The organism is Tenacibaculum sp. SZ-18 (genome assembly GCF_002813915.1).
GTDB lineage: Bacteria > Bacteroidota > Bacteroidia > Flavobacteriales > Flavobacteriaceae > Polaribacter.
In genome coordinates this window covers 3,969,894-3,995,931 of record NZ_CP019335.1, presented here as the reverse complement: position 1 = coordinate 3,995,931, position 26,038 = coordinate 3,969,894, and the positions used below count along the sequence as shown (strand labels likewise).

At 31.2% G+C, this 26,038-nt stretch carries 17 protein-coding genes and 1 tRNA gene; 4 read left to right on the top strand and 14 right to left on the bottom strand.

Features of this window, described 5'->3' with window-relative positions; translation table 11 throughout:
- Window positions 1-6 precede the first annotated feature (6 nt).
- Window positions 7-579, top strand: a complete 573-nt coding sequence (locus tag BTO06_RS18170; protein ID WP_100926657.1) for a collagen-like triple helix repeat-containing protein — start codon at window positions 7-9, stop codon at window positions 577-579.
- Between the two features lie 68 nt (window positions 580-647).
- Here BTO06_RS18170 and BTO06_RS18165 read toward each other — a convergent pair whose 3' ends face one another.
- Entirely contained in the window at window positions 648-1,223 is a 576-nt protein-coding gene (locus BTO06_RS18165; protein WP_100926656.1) for a hypothetical protein, read from the bottom strand.
- Window positions 1,224-1,382: 159 nt separating this feature from the next.
- Window positions 1,383-2,240, bottom strand: coding sequence for a DUF4349 domain-containing protein (locus BTO06_RS18160; protein WP_157811920.1), 858 nt, complete (start codon window positions 2,238-2,240; stop codon window positions 1,383-1,385).
- Between the two features lie 111 nt (window positions 2,241-2,351).
- On the opposite strand from BTO06_RS18160, the gene BTO06_RS18155 reads away from it, so the two are divergent.
- The gene (locus BTO06_RS18155) at window positions 2,352-3,245 is read left to right on the top strand and encodes a hypothetical protein (protein ID WP_100926654.1); all 894 of its coding nucleotides are present in this window, start codon (window positions 2,352-2,354) and stop codon (window positions 3,243-3,245) included.
- Window positions 3,242-3,709, top strand: a complete 468-nt coding sequence (locus BTO06_RS18150) for a hypothetical protein (protein ID WP_100926653.1) — start codon at window positions 3,242-3,244, stop codon at window positions 3,707-3,709. The genes BTO06_RS18155 and BTO06_RS18150 overlap by 4 nt, the downstream gene beginning before the upstream one ends.
- Window positions 3,710-3,719: 10 nt before the next feature.
- On the opposite strand, the gene BTO06_RS19035 is transcribed toward BTO06_RS18150, so the two are convergent.
- The 4 genes from BTO06_RS19035 to BTO06_RS18130 form a co-directional block, all read right to left on the bottom strand.
- Complete coding sequence (locus BTO06_RS19035; protein ID WP_100926652.1) at window positions 3,720-3,887, bottom strand: DUF418 domain-containing protein; 168 nt, start codon at window positions 3,885-3,887, stop codon at window positions 3,720-3,722.
- Complete coding sequence (locus BTO06_RS18140; RefSeq protein ID WP_100926651.1) at window positions 3,814-4,362, bottom strand: hypothetical protein; 549 nt, start codon at window positions 4,360-4,362, stop codon at window positions 3,814-3,816. The genes BTO06_RS19035 and BTO06_RS18140 overlap by 74 nt, the downstream gene beginning before the upstream one ends.
- Window positions 4,363-4,447: 85 nt before the next feature.
- Window positions 4,448-5,656: a 2-oxoglutarate dehydrogenase complex dihydrolipoyllysine-residue succinyltransferase gene (gene odhB, locus BTO06_RS18135; protein ID WP_100926650.1), complete on the bottom strand. Its 1,209-nt coding sequence runs from the start codon at window positions 5,654-5,656 to the stop codon at window positions 4,448-4,450.
- Window positions 5,657-5,688: 32 nt separating this feature from the next.
- On the bottom strand, window positions 5,689-8,418 hold the full coding sequence (locus BTO06_RS18130) for a 2-oxoglutarate dehydrogenase E1 component (RefSeq protein ID WP_100926649.1): 2,730 nt from the start codon (window positions 8,416-8,418) through the stop codon (window positions 5,689-5,691).
- Window positions 8,419-8,610: 192 nt separating this feature from the next.
- Here BTO06_RS18130 and BTO06_RS18125 point away from each other — a divergent pair.
- A tRNA-Asn gene (locus tag BTO06_RS18125) sits at window positions 8,611-8,684 on the top strand.
- A 904-nt stretch (window positions 8,685-9,588) separates the two neighbouring features.
- On the opposite strand, the gene BTO06_RS18120 is transcribed toward BTO06_RS18125, so the two are convergent.
- From BTO06_RS18120 to BTO06_RS18085, 8 genes are all read right to left on the bottom strand, one after another.
- Window positions 9,589-10,947 carry an ATP-binding protein gene (locus BTO06_RS18120; RefSeq protein ID WP_100926648.1) on the bottom strand — a complete coding sequence of 453 codons (1,359 nt, stop codon included), beginning with the start codon at window positions 10,945-10,947 and terminating at the stop codon, window positions 9,589-9,591.
- A gap of 3 nt (window positions 10,948-10,950) precedes the next feature.
- Complete coding sequence (locus BTO06_RS18115; RefSeq protein WP_100926647.1) at window positions 10,951-11,769, bottom strand: peptidoglycan-binding protein; 819 nt, start codon at window positions 11,767-11,769, stop codon at window positions 10,951-10,953.
- 129 nt (window positions 11,770-11,898) lie between these two features.
- A complete protein-coding gene (locus tag BTO06_RS18110) occupies window positions 11,899-16,128 on the bottom strand; it encodes a DNA/RNA non-specific endonuclease (protein ID WP_100926646.1) in 4,230 nt (1,409 codons plus the stop codon).
- A gap of 3 nt (window positions 16,129-16,131) precedes the next feature.
- Window positions 16,132-16,698, bottom strand: coding sequence for a hypothetical protein (locus BTO06_RS18105; RefSeq protein ID WP_100926645.1), 567 nt, complete (start codon window positions 16,696-16,698; stop codon window positions 16,132-16,134).
- A gap of 8 nt (window positions 16,699-16,706) precedes the next feature.
- Window positions 16,707-18,113, bottom strand: a complete 1,407-nt coding sequence (locus tag BTO06_RS18100) for an eCIS core domain-containing protein (RefSeq protein WP_100926644.1) — start codon at window positions 18,111-18,113, stop codon at window positions 16,707-16,709.
- 3 nt (window positions 18,114-18,116) lie between these two features.
- Window positions 18,117-18,575 carry a hypothetical protein gene (locus BTO06_RS18095; RefSeq protein WP_100926643.1) on the bottom strand — a complete coding sequence of 153 codons (459 nt, stop codon included), beginning with the start codon at window positions 18,573-18,575 and terminating at the stop codon, window positions 18,117-18,119.
- A gap of 43 nt (window positions 18,576-18,618) precedes the next feature.
- Window positions 18,619-20,826 carry a contractile injection system tape measure protein gene (locus BTO06_RS18090; RefSeq protein ID WP_100926642.1) on the bottom strand — a complete coding sequence of 736 codons (2,208 nt, stop codon included), beginning with the start codon at window positions 20,824-20,826 and terminating at the stop codon, window positions 18,619-18,621.
- A 21-nt stretch (window positions 20,827-20,847) separates the two neighbouring features.
- Entirely contained in the window at window positions 20,848-26,004 is a 5,157-nt protein-coding gene (locus BTO06_RS18085) for a hypothetical protein (RefSeq protein WP_100926641.1), read from the bottom strand.
- Window positions 26,005-26,038: the final 34 nt, after the last annotated feature.

Here is a 26,038-nt window from a genome sequence, read left to right as displayed (position 1 = left end):
AAAGAAATGATAACGATACATAACACAATAAAACTTTCTTTGGCAATAATATTTTCATTGATAATTTTTTCATGTAGTGGTGAGGATGGCGAACAAGGAATTGAAGGACCACAAGGAGAACAAGGTGTCACCGGAGATACAGGTCCCCAAGGAGAAGCTGGCTCCGCAAACGTATTTTATTCAGATTGGATTACAGCTAATTACACAATAAATGGTGCTCAGGTTACAAATTTAATGGGCTTAGATGTTCTAACTGAATCGGAATTAAACCCTGATACAGATGTTGTGCTTGTATATGGTAGGACAAACGAATCAATAGAAAGTAGAGGCATTTACGCCTTACCCTATTTTTTTTCCGATCAAAATGAATATTATACATTCGGACTATTTGAGGGAACAAATGAAACAGGTATTCAAGTGCGAGTAAGTTCGACTGACTCTGGCACAAAAGTATTTACGTTTTTTATGGAATACAGGTATGTTATTATAAAAAGTTCCCAGTCGATATCGGCAAGACAGAAAAGTGAATATGCTAAAATGAGTTTTAATGAAATTAAAGAAAAATTTAATATTTATTAAAGAATGTAAAATCAGGAAAAATTATCCATATACATATCAAATTTCACAATAAGTTATACTATCAAAAGTTAACTAGACTTATAATTTTTTATTAGAGCTCTCATAAGAAAATAATAGGCCGTATTGTAAAGTACTACACTTAATATTACATAAAAAACTGAAGTTCCCATGATTTTTTTAGACCCTGATAATGCGTCTGAAATAATAAAAATAGCAACTGCAAATAGCATTTCTTTGTTACCAAAATTCATTCCTTTCGTTGTAAATAGTGAAAAGGCTGTAGACAATATTAACACCAAACCAACTGTAGTTAAAATTGATAAATAATAAAAAATTGAGTCTGTATATAGCAAGTATAAAACAATACTTGATAAAACAGTTGCTATGGCAAAAGTTACAAGAAGAATACTCTTATTAATCTTCGTATTTATGTCAAACATTAACTTTAACCAAGATAATCGCAAACCAAATAAACAAAGCATTCCTAAGAGAGTGTAATCATCAAGAGAAAATAAAAAACCTGTTAAAACTATAAATACGCTTAAAAGCCAAAAACTAGGTGGTGTTTTTTTTACTGAATAATAACCAAACAAAACTATTGACATTAAACTTAACGTTCTTGGAATCCAAAGTAAATCTCTCATATCCAAATAAATACAAGAAATATCTATCACGCTAAATAGTATAAATAAAGCTAACCAAAAATGCCTTGAAAGCATTATATTATATTTAAAAATAATAAAAATCAAAGATATAAAAATCCTGCACAGAAAGTGCAAGATTGTAACGCTAAACACTTAATTTTAAGCTCTTTTTCTCTTTCTATAAAACAAAATCCCCACAGCAATTAACAATAATATTGACCATGAATTAACTAGTACTAAAAGAACATCTTCTAATAATGTCCAACCAAATAATAAGCCTTCTTTAGTTTTTGTCCAAAAAGCAACTTCTTCTATCTTGATTTCTTTATATGGGATTTCCTCATAGAGTATAATATCAATGGAACTAAATGCTACTCGATTCGACAAATATTTCAATCTTCCTTGAGCTGCCTCAATTTCTTCTTGAATACTTCCTAATTTTTCTTCTGTATAAATAATCTCCTCGACAGTTTTTGCCTTTTTACGAAGTACACTTTCATAACGTTCCTTTACCTGTAACTTTGTCTCTAATCTTGAAGACACATCTACAAATTGCTCTGTAACATCTTGTGTATTTATTGTTTCTTGGTCAACAACTTCAGCATAATTGCTTATACTATCTAATAACACATCAAAATATTCCTTCGGTACTTTAATCTTAAATCTATTCTCTTTTTGATATGAATTATTTACATATTTCAAATTAGCTATATAAGCATTGAAATTCTCAGTAACTCTTTTAATACATGCAGTTGTTTTATTTACGTTTTTTACCTTTAATTTTAAAGTACCTGACTTAATCATTTTTAACTGGTCAATTTTGTTATTCGGATGAATCTTGACATTTTTTAACTCCACTTCGATTTCTTTACTTGGTAAATTATTAGCGATATCATTAACCTCAGAAACAGAAATGTTTTCTTTATACTCAGCACCTTGATGACAAGAAACAAATCCAAAGAAAAGGATTACTACAATTAAAGTTCGAAATTGAATTCCTTTTAAATAAACTTTCATAATTTTATATTTAATAATTATATCGACAAACTTATTTTTACAATGAAACATAGGTTTGTAAAACACTTGTAAAAGCTTTGTAAAACGTTTTACAGAAAAAAAGAGATTAAATTGTCTGGAGAGAAAACCGATATTTTTCACTTTGAATTACTTAAAAAAGAGATTGTTGCCACTTTTTTAAAAACTCATAGCGCTCCCAATACTATTGAAGAATGGAAAGGAGAAGATATCGTGCTTTTTCAAGAAGATTTATTCGAAAAAGTTAAAGGAAAAGTAAGTGAAAAATGGTTTTATACCTATTGTAAGAATTCAACGGATAAATTACCAAGAATAGATATTCTGAATTTACTCAGTAAATATGTTGGTTATTTAAACTGGAATGATTTCGTAAATCAACATCAAAAATCTCTTCCAAAGAAAAACAATTACACCAAAATAGTAGCCTTAATAATTGGGATTGGTTTAATCAGCTGGTATTTCTTTCAACCTAAAACTCATGATTACGTTTTTTGTTTTGTTGACCATATTACAGATACCCCAATTACTAAAACTAATTTGGACATTACGATACTTCCACTAAATGAATCGCCACTTTATTTCAAAACAGATACAACAGGATGCTTTCGTTATTCAACTTCCGAAGATCAAATTACTTTCGTAGTCTCTTCTCCTTACCACAAAACTGACACGATAAAACGTACGTTTGCATCTAACAATAATAGTACGGTTAGAATTGCCTCTGATGATTATTCTTTAATGTTAGATTATTATGCAAATAATAACATTAAAGATTGGAAAGCTCACAAAGCAAAGCTTGATAATTTAATTGATGACGAGGTTGAAATTTATCGTTTTTATGGAAATCGATTAGGAGTTGAAATATATTCAAAAATGAGTTTCATTCAACTTATTTCTACGCCAACTAAGAGTTTAAATCGGATTAAAATATTAGATAAATCTATTCGAAACGAGAAAATTGTAAAACTTAAATTTATTGTAAAATGAAAAAACTAATTTACATAATCGGGGTATTATTTCTTTGGTCTTGTGCGAATGATTCATCTTTGAATAAAGAAGCTGCAATAGAGGAAGTAATTTCTAATGTAGTTAAATTTGAAAAAAGTGAAAACGCAATTTTCAAAGAGAAACTTACGAGGTATTTTGACTTACTAAAATTAAAAGAGATTCATCCGGATTTTGAAACAGATCTAATATCACAATTACAAAATCTATCTCAAAATGATATTATCGAGATCAAAAATTTAGAAGGCATCAACATTGAAAATATAACAGTGGTAAATAATATTTTAAAGGTTTCTGATTCTATTGAAAAGGTGAAACTTACTTATAATATCGTTGGTAAAAACTTCTCTAAAAAAGATAGTATATACGCTTATAAAACAAGTACTGAGATTATGATAGATGGATATCCAGCAAAATCATTTGACATTAAATTCGCCAAAGAATAATCATCCCTTCTTAGTTTCTTTTTAGTTTAAATGACTTCCTGTAAGTTAAACATCTCCAAAGCCATTCCGTTGGACCAAACTGAAAATACTTTAACCAAATTTTGCTAAAAATTATCTGAAAAGTAAACACAACTATTGCTGTTAAAAAAGTTTGCGTTGGGCTCAAATATGTAATCATAAAACGGAAATAATAAAAAGAACACTGATAAACCAAGTATTAATTTATCAGACTTCTTAATCAAAAAAACCGTAAATAAACCTAACAAAGCATACATATTCAAAACATCTCCAGACCAGAGAAGTAAAATATGTAATACCCCAAACGCAAATAGGAAAAACATTCGTCTAAAGAAGAAAGCTTTGGTTAATTTTTCCTTTTCAAAAAGTTTAACCGCTTGCATTGAAATTCCTAAACCAAATAGCAGATAGATAATTGGAAAAAACTTGGTGTAAAAAAATAACTGTAATACTTTCTGAATGGCAATATCTAAACTAGAAGTCCATTGTTTAGCGAACTCATCTTGATTCAAAAACGTTGAGTTCATAATTACAATATTAACAACAAAAACTCCAAGAATAGCAAATCCTCTATACACATCTAGCAATTCAATTCTTTCGGAGGTAATAGCAGTTTTTTGATTCTTTGATTCCATTAAACAAGTAAGTATTTTTTACATAAAAAAACCCTACACTGATTTAGTATAGGGTTTAAATTTATATTCTCAATATGTAATAAGATTACATTTCTAAAGCCTTCTTAGGATTTCCTCCCATTAGAAACTCCACTGGGTTTTCTAATGCTTCTTTAACAGCAACTAAGAAACCTACAGATTCCTTACCATCAATAATTCTGTGATCGTAAGATAAAGCTACATACATGATTGGTTGAATAACTACTTCTCCATTAACAGCCATTGGACGATTAACGATATTGTGCATTCCTAAAATTGCGCTTTGTGGAGGATTGATAATTGGAGTTGACAACATAGAACCGAACACACCACCATTAGTAATTGTGAACGTTCCTCCAGTCATTTCATCAACAGTAATTTGACCTTCACGAGCTCTAATAGCTAAACGCTTAACTTCGCTCTCAACACCTCTAAAAGTTAAATTTTCAGCATTTCTAATTACTGGCACCATTAATCCTTTTGGTCCAGAAACTGCAATTGAAATATCTTGGAAATCATAAGACACCATTTCTTTACCATCAATCATTGAATTTACCGCTGGGTACATTTGTAATGCACGAACACAAGCTAAAGTGAAGAAACTCATAAAACCTAAACCTACACCATGTTTTGCCTTAAAGTCTTCTTTATACTCTTTACGTAAATCAAAAATTGGTTGCATATTTACTTCGTTAAACGTAGTTAACATTGCTGTTTCGTTTTTCACAGAAACTAAACGTTCTGCTACTTTTCTACGTAACATTGATAACTTTTTACGCTCAACTCCTCTTGATCCCATTCCTGGTGTTCCCATTGATGGAATTGCTTTTACAGCGTCATCTTTCGTAACCCTACCATCTTTTCCTGACCCTTTTACGTCAGAAGCATTCATTCCTTTTTCAGCCAAAATTTTCTTAGCTGCTGGAGAAGCTGTTCCTGTTGCATAAGTTTCTTTAGTTGGCTCTGCTTTTGGAGCTTCCTTTTTTTCTTCTACTTTTGGAGTCTCTTTTTTCTCCTCACCTCCTTCTGGTTTAGCAACGCTCATATCTATATGACACACAACTGCACCAACTTCTACTGCATCTCCTTCCTCAGCTTTTAAAGTGATAATTCCGCTTTCTTCCGCAGGTAATTCTAATGTTGCTTTGTCAGAATCAACCTCTGCAATTGGTTGATCTTTCTCTACATAATCACCATCTTCAACTAACCAAGTTGCTATTTCTACTTCTGTAATTGATTCCCCTGGAGAAGGAACTTTCATTTCTAAAACACTCATATTTTCTTTTTTTTCTGAGTTTATTTTATTCGTTATTTATCAAAAACTTTGTCAATAATTGTTTGATGACGTTCTTTAAAACGTGCACTTGAACCTGCTGCTGGAGCCGCTCTATATTCTTCAGAAGCACACTCTAATCGAGCTAATTCAAAACGCTCTAACATGTAAGACCAAGATCCCATATTTTTAGGTTCTTCTTGTGCCCAAACATAACGGTCAACGTTTGGATATCGATCCATTACAGCTTTAATTTTATCATTATGTAATGGAAATAATTGCTCTATCCTTACTAAGGCAACATCATTTCTTTCTAACTTATTTCTTTCTGCTAATAAATCGTAATAAAATTTACCTGTACAAAATACCATTTTCTTCACGTTAGCAGTATCAATAGTATCATCAATAACTTCTTGAAATCCTCCTTCAGCTAATTCTTCTATTGTACTAACCGCAGCTGGTAAACGCAATAAACTCTTCGGTGTAAAAACTACTAATGGTTTTCTGAATTCACGCTTCATTTGGCGACGTAAAATATGATAAATATTCGCCGGTGTTGAACAATTCGCTATTGTCCAGTTATCCGTAGAAGACGATTGTAAGAAACGTTCTATTCTCGCAGATGAATGTTCTGGACCTTGACCTTCATAACCGTGTGGTAATAACATTACCAATCCGTTTTGTAGTTTCCATTTATCTTCAGCAGATGAAATATATTGATCGAAAACGATTTGTGCTCCGTTAGCAAAATCACCAAACTGTGCTTCCCAAATAGTTAAAGTATTTGGAGCTGCCATTGCATAACCGTAATCGAAACCTAAAACTCCGTATTCTGATAAATGAGAGTTGAAGATTGTTAATTCTCCTTTGCTATTCGGATTAGTATTTAAGAGATTAACACGTTCTAATGTGTTTTCGTCTCGCATAATTGCGTGACGATGTGAGAATGTACCTCTTTCGACATCTTCTCCAGAAATACGAACGTTGAACCCTTCTTCTAATAAAGTACCATATGCTAAATTCTCAGCTGTACCCCAATCTAATTTATTGTCTTCGAACACCATTTTAGAACGACCTTGTAAAATACGTTCTGCTTTACGCACAAACTTATGTCCTTCTGGTGTTGACGATATTACTTTTGCAATTTCTTTTAATGAATCAACTGGATAACTAGTATCAACTGGCTGCAACATATCTTCTAATTGCTTTCGAACAAATCCACCCCAAACATCTGGCATGAAATCTTGAATCTTAGAAGTTGTTTTCTTTTTAGACTCTGTAAATTCAGCTTCTAAATGATTTTTAAATTCTTCAGTAATTTGTTTTACGTAATCTTTTGTAATCGAACCTTCTTCTACTAATTTTTCTACATAAATTTCTTTAGCATTTTTATGCTTCTTAATAATCTTATATAACTTAGGTTGTGTAAAGCTAGGCTCATCTCCCTCGTTATGACCATATTTACGGTATCCTAATAAATCAATAAAAACATCCTTTTTAAAACGAGCTCTATACTCGACTGCAATTTGCATTGCATGACAAACAGCTTCGGCATCATCAGCATTTACGTGTAAAACTGGAGACAAAGTAACCTTCGCTACATCGGTACAATAAGTACTCGAACGAGCATCTAAATAATTTGTGGTAAATCCAACTTGGTTATTTACAACAACATGAATGGTTCCTCCCGTTTTATATCCATTTAATTGCGCCATTTGCACGACTTCATATACAATTCCTTGACCTGCGATTGCAGCGTCTCCATGTACTAAGATTGGAAGAATTTTGGTATCATCACCATCATAATCTAAATCAACTTTAGCTCTTACAATTCCTTCAGCAACTGCATCAACAGTTTCTAAGTGAGAAGGATTCGGAACTAAGTTCATCTTCATCTCTTGACCTCCTCTGTAAGATTTACTTAAAGTTAAACCTAAGTGATACTTTACATCACCATCAATTGTTTCATCTTCAAAATCTTTACCTTCAAACTCACTAAATAAATCACGAACTGGTTTTTTGAAGATATTTACTAATGTATTTAAACGTCCTCGATGCGCCATTCCTAAAACACATTCTTGAACTCCAAATTTTTCAGCTGCATCTCTTAATGCAACACTAATTCCTGGAATTAATGTTTCTCCTCCTTCAACTGAAAATCGTTTTTGCCCTACGTATTTAGTTTGTAAAAAACTCTCAAATGTTGAAGCTTGGTTTAATTTAGATAATATGTACTTCTTCTCATCTAAATTATAATTTGGATGGTTATCGTTTTGATTTAAACGATTATGCCACCATTTAATTTCTTCTGGATTTCTTAGATACATGTATTCAACCCCAATACTATCACAATAAATGGCTTGTAAGTGCTGAATAATTACATCTAATGTTTTAGGTCCAATTCCTAAGATTTGTCCTGCACTAAAAACAGTTAATAAATCGTTTTGAGTTAATCCAAATTTCTCTAAATCTAGAGTTGGTGTATATTTTCTTCGTTCTCTTACTGGATTGGTTTTGGTAAATAAATGACCTCTTGTACGATATCCATTAATTAAATCGATTACTAAAAATTCTTTACGAACTTCTTCAGGAATTTCAACTTCTTCTTCCTCATCAGTTAACGAAAAATTCTCGTTAGCCAAATCATAACCTTGGAAAAAACTTCTCCAGCTTGGTTCTACTGCATCTGGGTTTTTTTGGTATTGTTCATACAGCTCACTAATAAAACCTACGTGTGCTGCATTTAAGAACGAAAACTTGTCCATATATACAATTGTACTTTTCTGTAATAAGAATAACAAGGACAAAAATACAATTTTTAGTACAATAGCATTCTATTTTTAAAATTTTAATTCTGATGATCTAAAAATAATTTTCCATTTTTTTTAGAAAAAAGCTTGCAGATTAAAAAAAGGGTGTTATATTTGCACTCGCAAAACACGAAAAGTGTCGCAAACTCCTCCTTAGCTCAGTTGGTTAGAGCATCTGACTGTTAATCAGAGGGTCCTTGGTTCGAGCCCAAGAGGGGGAGCAACAGAAGCATCGCAATCAGCGATGCTTTTTTTTTAATTTTCTTCATAATTTTAAACCAACGTTTACAATCTCTAGCTTTAAGTGTATTTCTATTCTTTTTATTTGACCTCTCATAATCAAGACAATCGATTATGCGATTTTAATACGTAACTAATAGTTTTAACTTTATGGTTACAGGTGTTTTAATTTACACTTTAGTAGAATACATAAATTTCATAACATTTATGACAAAGTAACTTTATTCCATTTTCGGATACTTAATTTTTGTGACTTAAATACAGATACTAACCTACCATTAAAATAACCAGATTTACCTTACAATATCTAACTATAAAAAACTGCTCTAATTACTGATTTCTCGTCATATTTTATAAGGTTAAGACAAATAATGGTTAACTGGCACAAATGATCAATAAAATTTTAACTAGTTACATTTATATAGATTTTAAACGATTCTTTAACACACTTACTGAATACGAAGAAATTAAATACTATATACCGAATTAAAAGATATTTATTTTAACGAACAAAATTAATGGTAGAAATTTATAAGGTTTAGGAAATCAAAAAGTAATATGGAAAGAATTGATGCAAATTTTAAAATAGATAATTGTCAATTGGACAATCATTATCGTTGAATTGTAATTAAAAAACAATTGTAGATGAAAATCAAACTTCCTAAAAACATAGTACTAAAAAAGAAGATTAGTATTATCACCTATATTCAAGGATCATAAATTTAACTATCTGATTATAAACCCCGCAACAAAAAAACATATCAATTTATTTTATCAGTATTTGTTAAAACCTGTCTTATGCTTCTCTTTGGCAGAAAGGTATAATCCAATCGTGGATTAACATAACTTGATTAAACACAAAAATTTAATGATTAAGGATCATTTTTAAAAGCTGATATTAATAGTTTTTCCTTCTTTAGAATATTCTCTTTTTACCCCTTCTAAAATATACTGACGTTGAATTTTATTCTTTTTATTCGCAAGTGTTTTTAGGCAAGCATAATGAATAATATTAACAATATTTGATCCTGTTATATTAAATTTTTTAGCCAAATCCTCAATTGTTAACGAATCCTCAAGTTCGATTCGTTTCGGTAAATTATTTTTCCATAAAATTGACCGTTCTTCATAACCTGGAGGTTTAAATTCAATTATATTATGAAAGCGTCGAGTAAACGCTGCATCAATATTATTTTTAAAATTAGAAGCTAAAATGATAAGTCCAGGGTGCGCTTCTATTCTTTGTAATAAATAAGAAACTTCTTGGTTCGCATATTTATCATGTGCATCTCTAACATTGGTTCTTTTTCCGAAAATAGAATCCGCTTCATCAAAAAACAAAATCCAATTTTTATGAATCGATTTATCAAAAAGTTTTGAAAGATTCTTCTCAGTTTCGCCAATATACTTAGAAACGACCATTGAAAGGTCTACTCGATAAACATCTTTACCTGTATATTTTCCTAGCAAACTCGCTGTTAAAGTTTTTCCTGTACCTGGAACTCCACAGAACAACACACGATATCCTGGTTTAATTTTAGATCGCATTCCCCAATCATTCATTAAAACATCATTGTATTCGAGCCAATTTTCTATTTCTCTTACTTCTGATAATGTTTTGTTACTTAAAACTAGATCATCCCAATTTAAATTAGTAGTAATTAAGCTTGCTGGGAATTCTTGACTTAATTCAGGTTTTATTTCATTTCCTGTTAAAAGTTTTAGCACATACTCTTGATTCAAAATAATTTTACCGCTCATAAAAGGTTCTCCATAAGGCACTCTTTCCATTTCTAAAACGCCATCTCTAAAAAGTACGCTATTATGAATAATTCTATCTAATATTTTTGCTCTTTCAGCAGTATTATTTCCGGCTAAGATATAAACCAAGGTTTCTCCTGTTGGTAATATTCCACGGTGATTTTTGCCTTTTACACCACCAAAACCAGGAAACTCTCCTCCGTTTGGAAAAAAATCTGCAATAATATCAGTGAAAAAACTTGGTAAGATATGAGGAACTAAAGCAATTAATAATACCAATACCTCTTGATAATTCAACTTATACCTCTTTGCAAATATTGAAAACTCAGACTCATCACTAATTACGTGATCAAATACAGGAAATAGTACATCGTCGTTAGCGAACTCCTTTTTTAAACGATAATGAATGACCTCTCTTAAATATGAGAATTTCTGGTCGTAATGCGAAGTATTAGTTAAATTAATGTGCGTTGTTTCTTTCATGTTTTACACTAAAGGTTCAATAGAAAAAACGTCTATTTTTGACTTCTTTAAATTTCTTGTTCTTTTCAATACAGCCACTCCATTTCTTGAACCAGCAATGTTTGTATTTCCTTCAATTGTTTCAATTACATCGTCATTTATCGATATAATTATTCCTGTATGTACCCAATCAAATGAAGATTTCTGAATTAAAAAAATATCTCCTGGTTTGATTAATGAAGTGTCCTTTCTAAGCTTTGTATATCTTGTTAAAAGTCCTTTATTTAAACCTATTGTTCCGACTGTATCACAACTGTAAGTGTTAGGCATTAATGTTTTGAAATTCTTATCTAAAACACTTGCTGCCTGATCGATAATTGCCTGAACAAATCCCATACACCAATACCAAGGAGTTCCATCGTTTCCATCCATGTAAGAACGAACCCAAGGTCCACTATTTGATTCGCCTCCAATAATAAGCTCAAATGGATGATTTTTTAAATGAGCCTCAGCAGCTTCTATAACTAAGTCTCTAAGATTATCACTTAATAAAGGTTTATCAAAGGCATCTTTCAAATTAAAACATAGCAAATCAAACATTTCCTGAGTGACTACTCCATCTTCCACTACGCCTTTTTCTCTTTGAAAATTTTTTACTGCTCTTTCAGTGGCAGGACCAAAATCACCATCAATATCTGTTGCAGTTCCGCTATGTGGATTTTGAATACTGTATAATGTTAACCAAGATTGTATTTTACGAACATCTTTTCGGTTATTGTTATCACCTCTGCGTTTTTGCGTGCTTTTAATAACTAGCTCTTTTTGATACCAGTTTTTTTTCATTGTATTAAGATTTTAAGTTTAATGGTCTTTAAAGTTAGTCAATCGATGTTTCAAATCATAAGGAAAACAATTAAATAAAAAGGGGAAAAGCACTCTTGTATATGTATATAAACGAATGGCAAAAAGCCACTATTTATTCTTAGATGCTAAAAATTGTTTTTTAGTCTCATCAAAACCCTTGTCCTCTCCTACTGTAATTGATTTATCTGATTGTACAGTTGTTGTCGCCTTTTCTTCTCTATCATCTCCTTTCATTGTAGTTTCCAATCCTGATGCAAACTCTTCTCCTAAACTCTCCGATTTATAATTTATACTCATAAATTTAGCAGGTACAGCCTTCATATCTTTATTTATAGCACTCTGAAGTGTACTTATAAGCTGATCTTTTGCCTTTTTATCTTCAGCGTCTTTAACAAACTTTATATTCTTAGAATTATCCTTAGTAAACTCATCATTTAATAGTTTCTTCAAGTGCCCCGTAGACTCTTTATCATCAACTAATTTTGCTTTCGCTGTAAGATTATATTTACCTCCTTTGTTTTTGAAATGAGATGCCATTTGATTTTCCACATTCAACATATCTTTGGTATTGTAATCAGGTGATGAAGGATGAATATTTAATGATGAATTTCTACCTGAACCTCCAAATTGATCTCCAATGATATGCGCATTATGGAAAACGCTAGCACTGTCTGTTTTACCTCTACCAATTCCACTTGGTTTGCTTGATAATTTTTTTGCCTCAACTTCTCTATACTGAACCTTATCTGGAACTCCATCCTCTGCTTGTTCATAAGATATATTCAACTTGAACTCTGGGCCTGCTTTTCCATCTGCAGTTTTTGTTTTATAAGACGCCTCATATTTTCCTTTCTCTGTACTCTTTATTTCTATTTTTCCAGGTATAAAGTTTTCGTGCTCTGGCTTGCTTGATGTACCTGAACCTTCTTTTAAAACTTTCGATGAACTTTCAATCGTTAAAGGTGGATTAGTTTTAGCTTTTCCTGAAGCTCTCTTTATTTGCTTTGCCAAATTAGGATCGTCAACAGTAAAAAATTCATATCCTACTTTTTTCGCTGCCTTTTCAAAAACTTTATTTAACCTTTTTCCAGACTTAATGTATACATTCTGATTCAAATATTTACCTAAGAAAGCTTTAACTTCAGCATCTCCTTCTACCATTATTTCAGACATTAGGACAGATAGCGTATTTAACTTTCGTTGTAAATCTAAATCTTTCTGTTTTTGTTTTGCCCCTTCTACCTTCTCTATTTCTATCTGTAAATTTTCTGTTTCTTTATGCAGATTTATTGCTTGCAGAATTTTTCCTTTCTGAGTATCGTCTGCTGATTTTAATTTATGGTTTAGCATTACCTCGACAACTGTAGGAGTACTAGCAACCATCATTTTAGCAGACTTACCTCTTCCTTTATAATATAAAGTATGCGATTTACCATCTTTAGCTTTGAACTTTTTCTTCTTTTTCCACCATTGTAACAGTCCTTTTACTCCTTTCTTAATTTTTGGTTTTCCATTCTTCAATAATTTTCGGAATACCTTTCTTGCTTTCTTAATTATTTTATTGATGGCTTTGTCTATTTTCTTACGAACCTTCTTTATAATTTTTTGGATTTTCCCTGTAAGCCCTGTAATTCCAACTAATGCTGCTAAGAAACTTATTAGTACAGGTAATGCTTTTGCTAATGCTGTTTCTATTCCTTTTGCTACGGCTTTTACGTTACCGGCTGCTAATGCTTTAATACTATTAATAAATGCTGTTACTAATTCAAATATTTGCGCAGCACGTTCCACGAAGAATTTTACAATATCAATAATCATCATTGCGGCTTTCACAAAAGCTCCTGCTGGACTCAATAATCCCATAATCCATTTAATTCCCGCTTCAATTACTTTAGTAATTACCATATCGCGAATCGCATCCATCACCATTTCTTTCAAATTCGTAAACTGATCTTTGATATATTCCCACAAACCAGTAACCCCATCTTTCTTCACAATCTGGAACACCTCAACAGCTTTTTCCATTCCTTCTACAACTGGTTCTCCTAATAACTTAACTGCCTTACTTCTAAAATAATCCCAGGTTAATCCAAGCATTTGTGCCACTAAACTGAATATTCCTGATAAACTAAATAGATTATCTGGCATTGTAATACCAACATTTCCTAATGAACCTGTTAACCATTCAATCAAACCTTTAATCATGTGTTTCTTGATATTGTTTCCAAAATCAACAAAACCTTGTTTAACTCCACTAATTAAATTACTTAAGAATCCGATAGGATCAGAAATGATTGCACCAATTGCACTAACGGCAGCTGCTAATAAATTCAGAAGTAAATCTTTAATTTTTAAGATTGCTTTTACAACACCCGCTAAAGCATTTAATGCTGCTCCAATCCATCCAGCACTTACTTTTTCTTTGATTTCATCAAACTTTTCTTGAAGTACATCTACATTTTCTTTGTAAGACTGTGCTAAATTAGCGGCTAATTCCTCTTGTTTTTCATATACACTATCTTCTAAATCTGCATATTGATCATTAAAATCATTATACGCATCTTCAGCCAATTTCTTTTGAGATTCATCAAGACTATCAAACTTCTCTTTAGATTTCTTTTTTCCATCTTCAATAGCATCTAGTGCTCCATTCAAGCCATCTGCGATGATTACAGAAATATCATCTAAAACAGTATTCATAGTAGATACGAACTTCCTTTTCTCTGATCTAAATAATCGATCTATTGCTTCTGTATCTTCTCCAAAAATCCAATCATCAATTACCGTCCAACCATAAATTTCACCCAAACCATCTTCTACATTTTTTTCGAATGTTTTCTGAGCACTTTCTGCTTCTTTACTGAACTTTTTATCTACATTTTCAGATAACTTCTCTAAACTTTCTGTCACCTTTTGCTTTGTTTCATTATAAATAGTTTCAAACTCTGCGTAGATTTTTTCCTGCTCGGTTTTATCGTTTGTTTTATTGGTTGTTTGATTCGTTAGAACTGTATTTTCAGAAAGTAATTTAGCCGCTTGCATTTGGTCTAAACCTTCCTTACTTGTAGATGTTGCTGTTTTTTGAGCCGCACCTAATTGTGCTTGTTCCTTTTTTCTATATTTCGTTGGAGCTAATTTCGCTTCAGTTTGCGCTTTATTTTTCTCGTCTAAAGCTCCTGTAAATTTAGGTTCGTTTGATTTTGCTAATTGCTCATCAGTAACCTCGTTTTCGCTCATGTAATCATCAAGAGATTGACTTTCTTTTTCCATAGAAATCTCTTGACTTGTTTTTGGTTTTGGAATTGAAGCTTTTGCATCTAATGGTTTTGGTGGTGCTCCAGCATCTGCAACAGGTAACGGTGTTGCTTCCAATGTTGGTTGTCCACTATCAGGAGCAGGTTTATCCGCTTCTTTTTTCATTGGCCCAGCAAGTTTATCGCTCTCAGCAGTTACTTGTCCTGAAATATTTTCTTTAATTCCATCAATTGGTTTTTCATCTCTAAATTCTTGAGCTTCTTCTGAATTTCTTGGCAACTGATTTTCTAATTCGTCAAGATTTTTCTCTAATAATTTCTTGAAGGATTCAGGTGTAAATGGCTCTCTTTTCTTTTCTTGTTCAGAAGTAGACTCCATAGAAGCTGCATGCGCTTGTTGATTATTCTTAGCCGTTTGAGTTGCAGGAGAAGCGTGACCAGCCTCTTTCTGTTCATTTACTTTTGTATCTGGCTCAGGATGCTGTGATTTTTCTTCCTTTGCTTTTTCAGTAGCATCAATTTGAGTTTGAAAAGCTGGATCATCTTCTGGTTTCGTAGGTGCTTTTGGTATTTTAGCTTCTGCTACTTCACCTTCTTTATTTTGCTCTTTCTCGTTATTTTTTTCCTGACCTTTTTCTCCATCTTTAGCCATTCCTTTGTTAGGAATTGAAGAATTTGAAGAAGCACTAATATTTTTAGGTCCTACAGAAGATATAACTGAACCCTTTCCAATGTTGGATACATCAATATTTACTCCTGTATTTGATACATCATTACGTTTTAAATTTACTTCTGTTTTTGCAACATCATTTTCCTTTGTTTCGTCCTTCTTTTCGTTCTCTTTTTTATCTCCTTTTAATTTTTGAGAGGGAATGACATGTTTTTTTGGTGCAAAGAAAGCAGATGTTTCCTTCTTTACTGGAGAAATCACTTCATTTTTAGACTCTCTAGATGCTTCTTTCCCTAACTCTTCAGCTTTTCTAACATCAGGTTTAATTACTTTCATTTTGGGCTGAATAAAAGAGTTTCCTGATTTCGAGTTACGGGTATTAGGCTTTTTATGTCGAGCTTTCGGTGCAAACATGTTTTACTGCTTTTGTAGTTTTAGTTCTGCAGTAATACCTGCATTAAAATCTTTTACCTGTCCATCTATTATTTTTCCATTATTCGTGATTTTTCCCGTGAATTTTCCATTTGTTCCGACATAGGTTGTATATGGAATATTTACACTCATTGAATTCACCTCTCCTGATCCTTCAGCAGTTGCTATCCATTCTCCAAAAATTAATGAGTATTCAGTAAAAGTTATACCTCTTGAATTATCATGCGTAATTTCATATCTTCCAGTTGGATTATTTATATCTATCCATCTTCCAGTTAAATTAAACTCTTTGACTGCTACTTTTTTTTGAACTTTTAATTCGTCTTTTGTAATTATTTTTACTTCTTTTTCTTCGATGATATTAGGAGTTATTTCTTCTTTAACTACAACCTCCTTAGGAATATTCTTTTGAAGATCTTGACGTTTATCATCTCCTTTATTACCTATAATTCCCACATTAAAAAGTATTGTAATAATACTTCCAATGGCCGTAATTAAACCTGTAATTGCCATTACCGAAGTTGAAAATTTTGTATTGGTTGTGTTTGCCATCTTCTCTTCTATTTAATTATTCTAGGTATTGGCGGAAGTACACTTTTATCGATTACGGAAATATCTTTTTCTACCTCTTTTAATGTAGTAGGATCAAGATATATTCCTTTTGCATGGAAAGCGTAATTTTGTAGTCCATCTCTCATAGAGCTTCCGTAAAACTTAAAAATCTCAGCGACTGCCTCATTTCCTTCATCATACTTAGATGTGAAATTCCCTTCTGCTCCTTCTCCTGGTTCCATATTGTTTACCACATTTCCTTTTTCATCTTTAATCGCATCGATTCCATCTATTGCATCTCCATAATGCGTAAACTCATTAATGAGTACTTGATTTAAACTAATACTTATTGCATTTTTTTGTTCAGCACTTGCATTAGGATTTGACATAATTTCTTCATATTTCTCAACCAATCGATAGTCAAGTTTTATGGTATTTCCTTGATAAAAATATTCTCCATGTTGATTAGGATTCGAGAATTCGACAAGTTCAATTGCAGGTCCATTTCCTTTTTCAAAATCAGTTGTTTCTTTTATCTTTTCCTCAGTTAAAATACCTACAGAATTTTTCAACAATGCTTTTTTAATTTTTTCACTCCCTGTTAAATACTCTCCAAAATGACTTGTCATGTATTTATAGAAATACGGAAATGCTGTTTTGTATTTCTTAAGTTTATTTTTGTCTTTATCTTCAGTTCCTGGAACGACAGATTTTTTTTGAATAGATCTTTCTAACCTTCCTTTTTGCTGAATCGTATGTGTTAATTCATGAGCTAACAAATGCTTACCTTCCTTGCTCTCAGGATTGTATTTTCCCTTATTAAAGTAGATATCATTTCCGTGTGTAAATGCTTGCGCACCAATTTCTCCACTTAATTCTCTAGAGTTCCCATCATTATGAATTCTTACATTTGAAAAATCAACACCAAATCCTGACTCCATTTCTTGTTTGATTGAAATATCCATTTTTTGCCCTCCATTTCCTCTTTTCAATCTACTTTCAAAAGAATTCGAAGTTGTACTTTTTTTTGTGTTATTCTTTTTCGTTTGAACCTCTTCTTCTTTATTCTGAACAGCCTCTTGCTCTTCCATTTTCTGAATCTCTTCCTCTTTACTTTGAACAGCCTCTTCTTCTTCCATTTTTTGAATAGGCTTATCTTCCTCAGAACTTTCTTTCTTTTGAACAAATGTTGTTATCTCGGATGCTAAAGGTTTTTTCTGTACTTCGTCTTCACTTCCTTTTGATTGTATATTTTTATTTCCAGTTGATTTATTTACAACTTTATCAGCCATTTTATCGGCTTCAATTTCATATTTATCTCCGGGTTGTCCCATTTTCAACTTTGGCTGGATAAATGTTTTATTTTCTTTTACCGTTTGGAATTTTCTTCCGTGCTTTTGATCCCTTGTAAACATAGATTACACAGTTTTAGTTGATTTTGTTTCTTCTCTTTTCGACTTTGTAATGTCTCGTATTAAGCCAACTATTTGATGCCAACCATCTGTTCCTCCAGCAATAACCACTGCCGTTAAAATAGTATCTATAAATTTGAAAATGATTACTTGAATTTCAAAAGCTTCCGAAGGAACTTCCATAAACCTTTCTAATATGCGAAAGCCTGCAATTGCTAATAATATTCCAACACTAAAAGATGCCAATGTTGTTTTCCTTATGTTACTATCTCTAGTTTCGGATTTACACACAATAAAAACTTCATTAAATCTTTCTGTTAATGCTAAAATGATTGGAAAAGACATGAATAATGTACTTAGCTCTACTTCTTCAATCGGTTTTAAACTGATTAACTCTAAGTTGATATTTACAAGTACGAAACCTGTAATAATAATTGGAATTAGGTAGGTTAATTTAGTTTTCATTTTTAACTTGGTTAATTATAATGTGCTACTTAGAATGACCGATTTACCAGTCTGTAAACAATAATTTTTTCATCCAAGGAAGTTTGCATAAGCTGTAGTTCCATGGTAATTTATCTAATAAAATATCTTGTGTTTTTCTTTCAATTGTAATTTGTGGGTTTTCCTTTGTTAGATCTAATTTTCCTTGTCTTTGTATAAACTCGTTTCGAATTAAATCTGGCGAAGAACTTTTCAAAATCTCCCAATTAAACACCACCGACTCTAAAAGATTTTCTGCACTTTCTTTCATCTCATCGGTAAGTGTAATATTTCTATCAATAGACTCCTCAATTGGCACATTGCATAAGAACTTTTCAAAAATTAAATTGCTCTCAATTTGCTTTTCTTTTTTTGTTGCAACATAATGCAAAAGATGAACAGCCTCAGTTGTTTTTATAATTTGGTTGTGATCATTAAGTAAATTATTAGAAGCGAAAAACTGTTTGAGAAATGGATGAATTAATATAAGTCCAGCATTATTAATTATGTACGATTTAGACATTGTAAATCCGTTAAATAGTTCTTTCAAGTTTCTCAATGTTGCTGGTTTTTGATTCGTTTGATGTTTCATATTCTTTCTCGAAGAAACCTCAGCTACTTCTTTCATCAACACATTATTTGGCCTTGTTGATTTTGGTGTTGAAACATCAATTCTTTCATTACTCTTAGCAACTTTTTGCGAGTTTGAAATCGATGAATTCTCTTCATTATTTTCTTTTGTAAGCAACTCTTTATCATTTTTGGAAATCAATAATTCCTTTGAAAAATCATCTCCATTTTTTAAATCGAAACTATTATTTGAGGATGGCGAAATTACACTAGCATTTTTTTCATTTTGAATAACTTTATTTTCACTAGATTCTTCTGCAACCTTTTTGACTAACTCTTCATTTTCTGGCTTTTTATTTTCAATATTACTTGAACTATTTGCTATTATAGTAGTTGAATTTCCTTCCAACAATTCAGTTGGTTTTACTGAATATTTCTCTTCAAATTCTGAAAATGTTTGCTCAGAATTTTTTATGTTACTTGTAGAAACTTCCTCATTTCCAGAATCAGATTCAATTCTATCATTCTCTCTCTGTAAATTAAAATCATTATAAAACTGAGCATCAATAATTTCAATATTTTCTAGCTTTTTTTTAGTTTCAAAAGAATTCAAAAGGATTGAATTCTCTTCTGTTTTATTTAATGTCAATTCAGTTTTTTCGATATCTTTTTTTTCTTTAGAATTTCGCTCTAATACAGATTGTAAACTATTTTCTTCTGATAACTCAGTGTTTATTTTTATATCTTGATTCTTATCTGTTTTTTTATACTCAGGTTTTACATTTAAATTGGGTGAACAGAACTTTACTTCTAAAAGATTATCTAGGAAACTTGTTGGCAATAAATTCTTTACTTCAGGTTTATTTTGAAAAATAGACTTTATAAATAAATGAATTGTTTCTTTTTCTATTTGAAGATTATTGTTTTCAAAAAACAATTGATTTTCCAACAATAACTCGAATAATATTTGAATGTTTCCTTGAATTGTTAACTCTATAAAAGCGTTCCATATTTCTTTTCTGAACTCATTGTTAGTTTGATTTTTCTTATTAAACGAGATAATTTCATTTAAAAGAAAAACATATTCTTGTGGCTTTTGAGAAACACCTAAAAACAATAGTTGTAATTCCTCATCTAAAAACTGATTCAACAATCGAATTCTTGCTTTTACCGATTTCAAAAGATTGAAAAAGCTAGAATTGTAATTTACAGTTTCGGTTATTTCAAATAAGTCTTTTCTAGTAAAATTGTAATTCTCCGTATAATTATTCCACCAAGAAAAAGTTCCGTTTTCCATAAAATAAAAGAACGTATCAGCTTTCGATTTCTCTACAGATTTTTCCGTGATTTCAATATTATGAACCTCTGGTTGGTTTATGATTTCTTTTAATTGATCAGAAATATTTCGTTTTACTTCAATTTTAAAACTCTCGGAAGATACCGATGAAGTAAAACCGCTCAAATCAATATTTAAATTAAGTTTAGGAATTAATTTTATGATTTGATCTGTTGTGGAAATAGACTCAAAAAAGGATTCAATAAGAGGAAATATTTCCTCTTTTAAAAAAGTATCTACAGAATTTTTAAGCTCTTCAGCTACCTTTTTAGAACTCGTATTTATATCTACAACAACTTTGTTGATTATGTGTTCTTGAATCCTCATTTGAATCTCCCTCAATTTTTATCAAATAGAATTTTTTAAAGTCTCTACTAATTGTAATTGAATTACTTCTGCTATCAACTTTGAGTTGATTGTTTCAGCACACAGTTCTAAGAAAGTTTGTAAATTACCTCCACCAGAATCGGTTTTAATATCTATTTTAATTCTTCTTTTCTGAAACTCTATTAAATCCGTATCAATTTCGTTTAATACTCTACTTATTTGAAATGTGATAATATTTCCATTATCGCCTTTTGTTTCTAGAGTTTCCGGAGTTTGACAGTGAATAATAGCAAAGTATATTTTCACCTGAGCTCGATAATATTTCTTTAGAGTTTCATTCTCTGGATCTTTTTTAATTGCCTCTGCTGTATTATTTAATAAAGTTGAGAATGGCTTTTCAATTGTAGCATTGTTTTCTCCACTTGAATAATTGGTAAAATTCTTCAGAACTCCGTTATATAAATTGATTGTTGGATTTATAATTGTCTCTACAAATTCAGTAGCAAGTTCTTTATCTTCTGCTAAGAATAACTTTTGTTCTTCGAGTAAGATCTGTTGCATTTCCTCTTCACAAGTTTTTGTAATAATTGTAGGAATTTCAACAACTTCGGTAATAGTATTTGTACCACAATGACTTTGAACAGATAGTGAAACTCTAACCGAACTTCCTGTGAAATCCGATAAATCAACTGTAATTGTTCTTCTCGTAGTTTGAGGTTGTCTCTCAATTCCATTTATACTCCAGATATATTGATTTCCAATTTCTGATGTATTCGTTAATGACAATACTCTTGTTTCTGAATTAAAACTATGAGTAAAACTAGCTTTTGATCTTTCTGTTACTTGAATTATTCCCGTAACATTTGTTCCAACCAAACTAACTGTAATTGTTCCAGCAGAAGACAATCCCGCAGCCGCTGGAATAAATTCCCAAACTCCTCTTTCTTCATTAAACTTAAGTCCGTTTGCTTTCAAAACACTTCCTTGAACTACTGGTTTTATGGAAATTACATGAGGATTTTTATCTTCCAGACAGAAAGTTGCATCTGGAATGTCAATAATAAAATCTGGATAAGAAATTGTAATATCTTTCGTGTCTTCTGAAGTACAGCCTGTTTTTCCTTCAACAGTCACATTTACCTTGATTGTATTTACTGAATCTGGTTCAATAACAAAATTCGGTGTAAACATTTCAGCATTGCTTGTTTGCCCTTCTGCTTCCCATTTAATATTCAATGAATTTGCATCTGTTCCATTAGGTAATTCTACCGAGAAATCAGCACGATAAACTAGTTTCTCATCTTCCCAAACAAAACCTGAATTTTTACCTTCTATAATTTGAATTTGTTGTACTTCATAAATAACAATTCTTGCGTTTGTAGTTTGACCATCTTCATTAAATCTGATTAATTGGTCATATGCATTAAACTCAGCCGCATTAATTACTAATTCACTCCCCTCAATTGAAACGCCAGGAATAGGAACACCATTAATTGTAATTGCGCCACCTACGTTTATAAAAGGAATTCTTGCATTTGAAGTTGTTTCTGAATTTAAACAATATGATGGAACAATGGATAGTTCTGAAGGTGTTTCACTATCAAAAATAATCGGCTCAATAATTATTGATTTTGTACATGGACCTAACGATACTTGCAAAGTTGGTGTGATGATATTCAACTCATTGACTGGTAATGTATACAAGTGCGTAAACTGATTATCAACAGGTGTTTGTTCTTTTTGTAATCCGTTTCCTATAAAATCCCAATTAAACTTTACTTGATTTATAAAATCAGAAGTAATCAATGTATCATCATCCCATTTTAGTGAAAAAGCAACGGTTGCTTCTGTTTTATCCTCATTATAAGAAATTGGTTCTACAACAACACTTAAATTAACATCGGGATATACAATTATTTGACAATCCGTTGGCTCGCCATTTACGGTAAAGTTGATTGTTTTACCAAGGTAATTTTTATCGATTTTAGTGACATCTAATTTCGTTTTATTATCTGTAGGATCCACGAAAATTCCCGATTCAAAATCTTCTGGAATATCCGAACCTATGACTCCATCGATAGGTAACTTATTAAATACTAATGGTTCAATTGAAGTACTATTATCCAAACAAATATAGCTTACCGGTAAGCTTAAGAAAACAGGCTCTTTTGGAACAATAAAGTTTACTGGAGCACAATCTGAACAGCACATATATGGTAAAGAAAAATCAGCCACTACAGTATTTCGTAATGTTTCATTTTTACGTATCACTTCATTATCATCGAAATACAATCTTTTATTTGTTCCTAAAACATTTGGATTGTAGATTTGGAAATAAAATTCGTCTTTAGGAATCAATCGGTCTTTAATTGTGATTCGCATTCCAACTGAACCATCTTTATACATTAAAGTTTCTTCAGCAGAAATAATGTTTCCTAAACCTGCTCTGGACCAAGTTCTATTTAAAAACGCAGTAAAATTTACTACTGTATCTCCCAGTGTTTTTCCAACCAAAACAACATCATCGTCTAAAAATAATCGTTTGGTAAATTCTGGATACTTTGCATCTACAAAAGAGAAATTAATTGTTGAGCTTTTATCCCAAAGACTTATTAATCCTCCATTCTTATAACTAATTAAAGCGTCTTTTGTTAAGAGTTCATCTTTATCTGAAAAAACATCATCCCTAACCGAATCAAAAATACTATCCTCAATAGATTTCCGGTCAGTTGGTTGTTCTCTGAAAATTATGTCTAAAACAACATTATTAAACGTATTTGCATCTGTCGCATTTTCAGTAACGTAAACCATTACAAAAGTTCCCCCTGGAATCACTCCTGCTTTATGTTCTAACCCTGGATGATGTTTAACAAATTCTGATAATTGGATCTTATCCAAAATTTTCTCTTTTCTATTTTCTATTTCCGCAAGTAGTGTTTCTAGTTTTTTACCCGAACAACAAACTATTGATAATTGATTGATCATTAAACCTAGTATTTGCTTTGTAGAATCTGCTAAGTTTGTAACATTATATTTTGCTTGTAGTTTTTTTACTTGTTGACATAACTTTTCGATTGTTAGTTTATAACTCACCAAAATTGTGTCATTAATATCTCGAATATTTAAAGGAACTTTATTATCTAAAACATAAGCATGCACCAATGTTTCTGTAATATCTGTTAAAATAAAATCAGATAACTCTGGTTCTTGAATCCAAACATCTTTATCTCTTATTGGCGCAATTTCTTTTTCAAGCTCTACAATAATATCACTTGAAGAACCACCTTTGTTTTTATCTAAAAAATTTCCAATGATAAATCCTAAAGTTTCATCTTCTTTTGTAAGATTATCTTCTATAATATTTCTTTCATAAGATTTATGAAGTTCTCTTTGATCTTGAAATAGCACGTCGCTTTTACCATATACAACTTCCTCCTTGAAGGTGAATTCTTTATTCTCAATTACACTCTTTGTTGAAAACTCTCTTGCTGCTAAATCGTCTACAGCACCTATAATACCGTCGTTAATTGCATCTTTAACTGTTTTATACTTATCGGCAACAACATTTACTTTTGGATCTGTAAATTTAAAAGCGGAAAATGTTTTACTAACTTCTGAAAGAATACAGTTTTGCTCAGCTTTCCATGCATTCAATAACATTTTTAAATCTTCAAACTCACATTCATAATCATTGATATTAATAGTTTGAGACGTTGCATTTATTGAAAGTGTTTTAACATCAAAACTTAATCCGTGATCTTTTTTAAGTTTTTGAATTTTAGCCAAAGCTTCTCCGTACATTTTACCTTGATGACCTTCAATTCTATAAAAGTCATTCTTATCAATATTGTAGTGTAAAGGTCTTTGAATTGGTAAAGATTTATCTAGATTATCCTTGTGATAACTTAGGTTTTCATCAGACTTATAATTTACTGTTTTGTTATAATTCCAATTTTTCAACAACTCATTATTGACATTATAGTAAAACGGAACCGCTTTTTCACTTAACGAAGCATGCGCCATGGATGGAGTAACTTCAATGTCATCAGTTTTTGATGTACCAATATAATTAGTAGCAATTGAAATTGCTCGCTGAAGTAATATGTGAATTTTACTTAAATTCTCATCTTCGTTACTAATAATCGGTGAATTATAAAAACGATGTCTTAATTCCGGAAACTCTGATTTTTCAATTTTTCCTAGCATTAAATGCTTTGGAAAAGCACCAATATTTGGACAACAATTTACATTGATATGTAATAATAATTGCTTGATTTCATTGTATGTGTCAATCAAATCTTTTAAAGTATCATAACGATATTGGAAATCTAAAGGAATATTTAGCGCGCTAAAACTAAAAAGTGATTTTATCTTATTTGTGATGGTTGGAAGTCCAAATTTATTAAGAATTACTTCGTAACCTAAAATTAAATCAGTTGCAATACTTTCATCTTTAACTGCTGTATTATATAATCCTTTAAGAGAAGAAAATGTTTCTGTATTGTCTTCATTTAAAACAACTCTTCTTGCTTCAACAACAGGTAATGTATCATTGATTTTGAACCAATCATGCTGAGTAAAAATATCATCTTTGGTAGCAATTGCTTCTAGGACTTCATAACTAATTAATAAAACTCGTAAGTTGTTGATTTGCTCGATACCTTGATTATCACAATTCAATTTATTACATAAAGCATCTTCATTCGGATATTGTTCTAGATACAATATCGCAGCCATTTTTTTTATATCACTAAGCTCAACTAAATTCGAATATGTTCCATCGTTATCGGTAAAAACTTCCCATAAATCATATTGATTTGATTGGCTACTAAGAAACTTTGGATACTTAGCTTTATCGTCTTCAAATTTCCTGTAAAACCTAAACTTTTTTGATTTTAAATTCTTCTCAAGTAAATCATGAAACTGAACCAAATCCCCATCAGTTGTAACTCCTACACCTTGCGAAATTATTAAACTTTGAATAGCAGAATTATCAGCATTATATTCTGGAGTAAGTTGAAATCCACAAGCAATTCCAATGCCATTTAGGGCAATTCTTGATAATCGATCTTGATCATCAAAATAATCTATAAAAGCATTTAATTGTTTTGCTGTTAATACCTGGTTGGTATTAAACTTACTATATTCTGTCGTGATATCTTTTAGTTTAGTTTCCATACCGAATGTGTTTTGGCTGTGTCGTTAAACACCT

What these genes read in the sequence shown, in the direction of transcription:
- BTO06_RS18140 (WP_100926651.1), bottom strand. Translation starts at nt 4,362, where the DNA reads ATGGAATCAAAGAATCAAAAAACTGCTATTACCTCCGAAAGAATTGAA.
- BTO06_RS18165 (WP_100926656.1), bottom strand. Translation starts at nt 1,223, where the DNA reads ATGAGAGATTTACTTTGGATTCCAAGAACGTTAAGTTTAATGTCAATA.
- BTO06_RS18105 (WP_100926645.1), bottom strand. Translation starts at nt 16,698, where the DNA reads ATGGCAAACACAACCAATACAAAATTTTCAACTTCGGTAATGGCAATT.
- BTO06_RS18100 (WP_100926644.1), bottom strand. Translation starts at nt 18,113, where the DNA reads ATGTTTACAAGGGATCAAAAGCACGGAAGAAAATTCCAAACGGTAAAA.
- BTO06_RS18090 (WP_100926642.1), bottom strand. Translation starts at nt 20,826, where the DNA reads ATGAGGATTCAAGAACACATAATCAACAAAGTTGTTGTAGATATAAAT.
- BTO06_RS18130 (WP_100926649.1), bottom strand. Translation starts at nt 8,418, where the DNA reads ATGGACAAGTTTTCGTTCTTAAATGCAGCACACGTAGGTTTTATTAGT.
- BTO06_RS18095 (WP_100926643.1), bottom strand. Translation starts at nt 18,575, where the DNA reads ATGAAAACTAAATTAACCTACCTAATTCCAATTATTATTACAGGTTTC.
- BTO06_RS18110 (WP_100926646.1), bottom strand. Translation starts at nt 16,128, where the DNA reads ATGTTTGCACCGAAAGCTCGACATAAAAAGCCTAATACCCGTAACTCG.
- BTO06_RS19035 (WP_100926652.1), bottom strand. Translation starts at nt 3,887, where the DNA reads ATGATTACATATTTGAGCCCAACGCAAACTTTTTTAACAGCAATAGTT.
- BTO06_RS18085 (WP_100926641.1), bottom strand. Translation starts at nt 26,004, where the DNA reads ATGGAAACTAAACTAAAAGATATCACGACAGAATATAGTAAGTTTAAT.
- odhB (WP_100926650.1), bottom strand. Translation starts at nt 5,656, where the DNA reads ATGAGTGTTTTAGAAATGAAAGTTCCTTCTCCAGGGGAATCAATTACA.
- BTO06_RS18170 (WP_100926657.1), top strand. Translation starts at nt 7, where the DNA reads ATGATAACGATACATAACACAATAAAACTTTCTTTGGCAATAATATTT.
- BTO06_RS18115 (WP_100926647.1), bottom strand. Translation starts at nt 11,769, where the DNA reads ATGAAAAAAAACTGGTATCAAAAAGAGCTAGTTATTAAAAGCACGCAA.
- BTO06_RS18150 (WP_100926653.1), top strand. Translation starts at nt 3,242, where the DNA reads ATGAAAAAACTAATTTACATAATCGGGGTATTATTTCTTTGGTCTTGT.
- BTO06_RS18160 (WP_157811920.1), bottom strand. Translation starts at nt 2,240, where the DNA reads ATGAAAGTTTATTTAAAAGGAATTCAATTTCGAACTTTAATTGTAGTA.
- BTO06_RS18120 (WP_100926648.1), bottom strand. Translation starts at nt 10,947, where the DNA reads ATGAAAGAAACAACGCACATTAATTTAACTAATACTTCGCATTACGAC.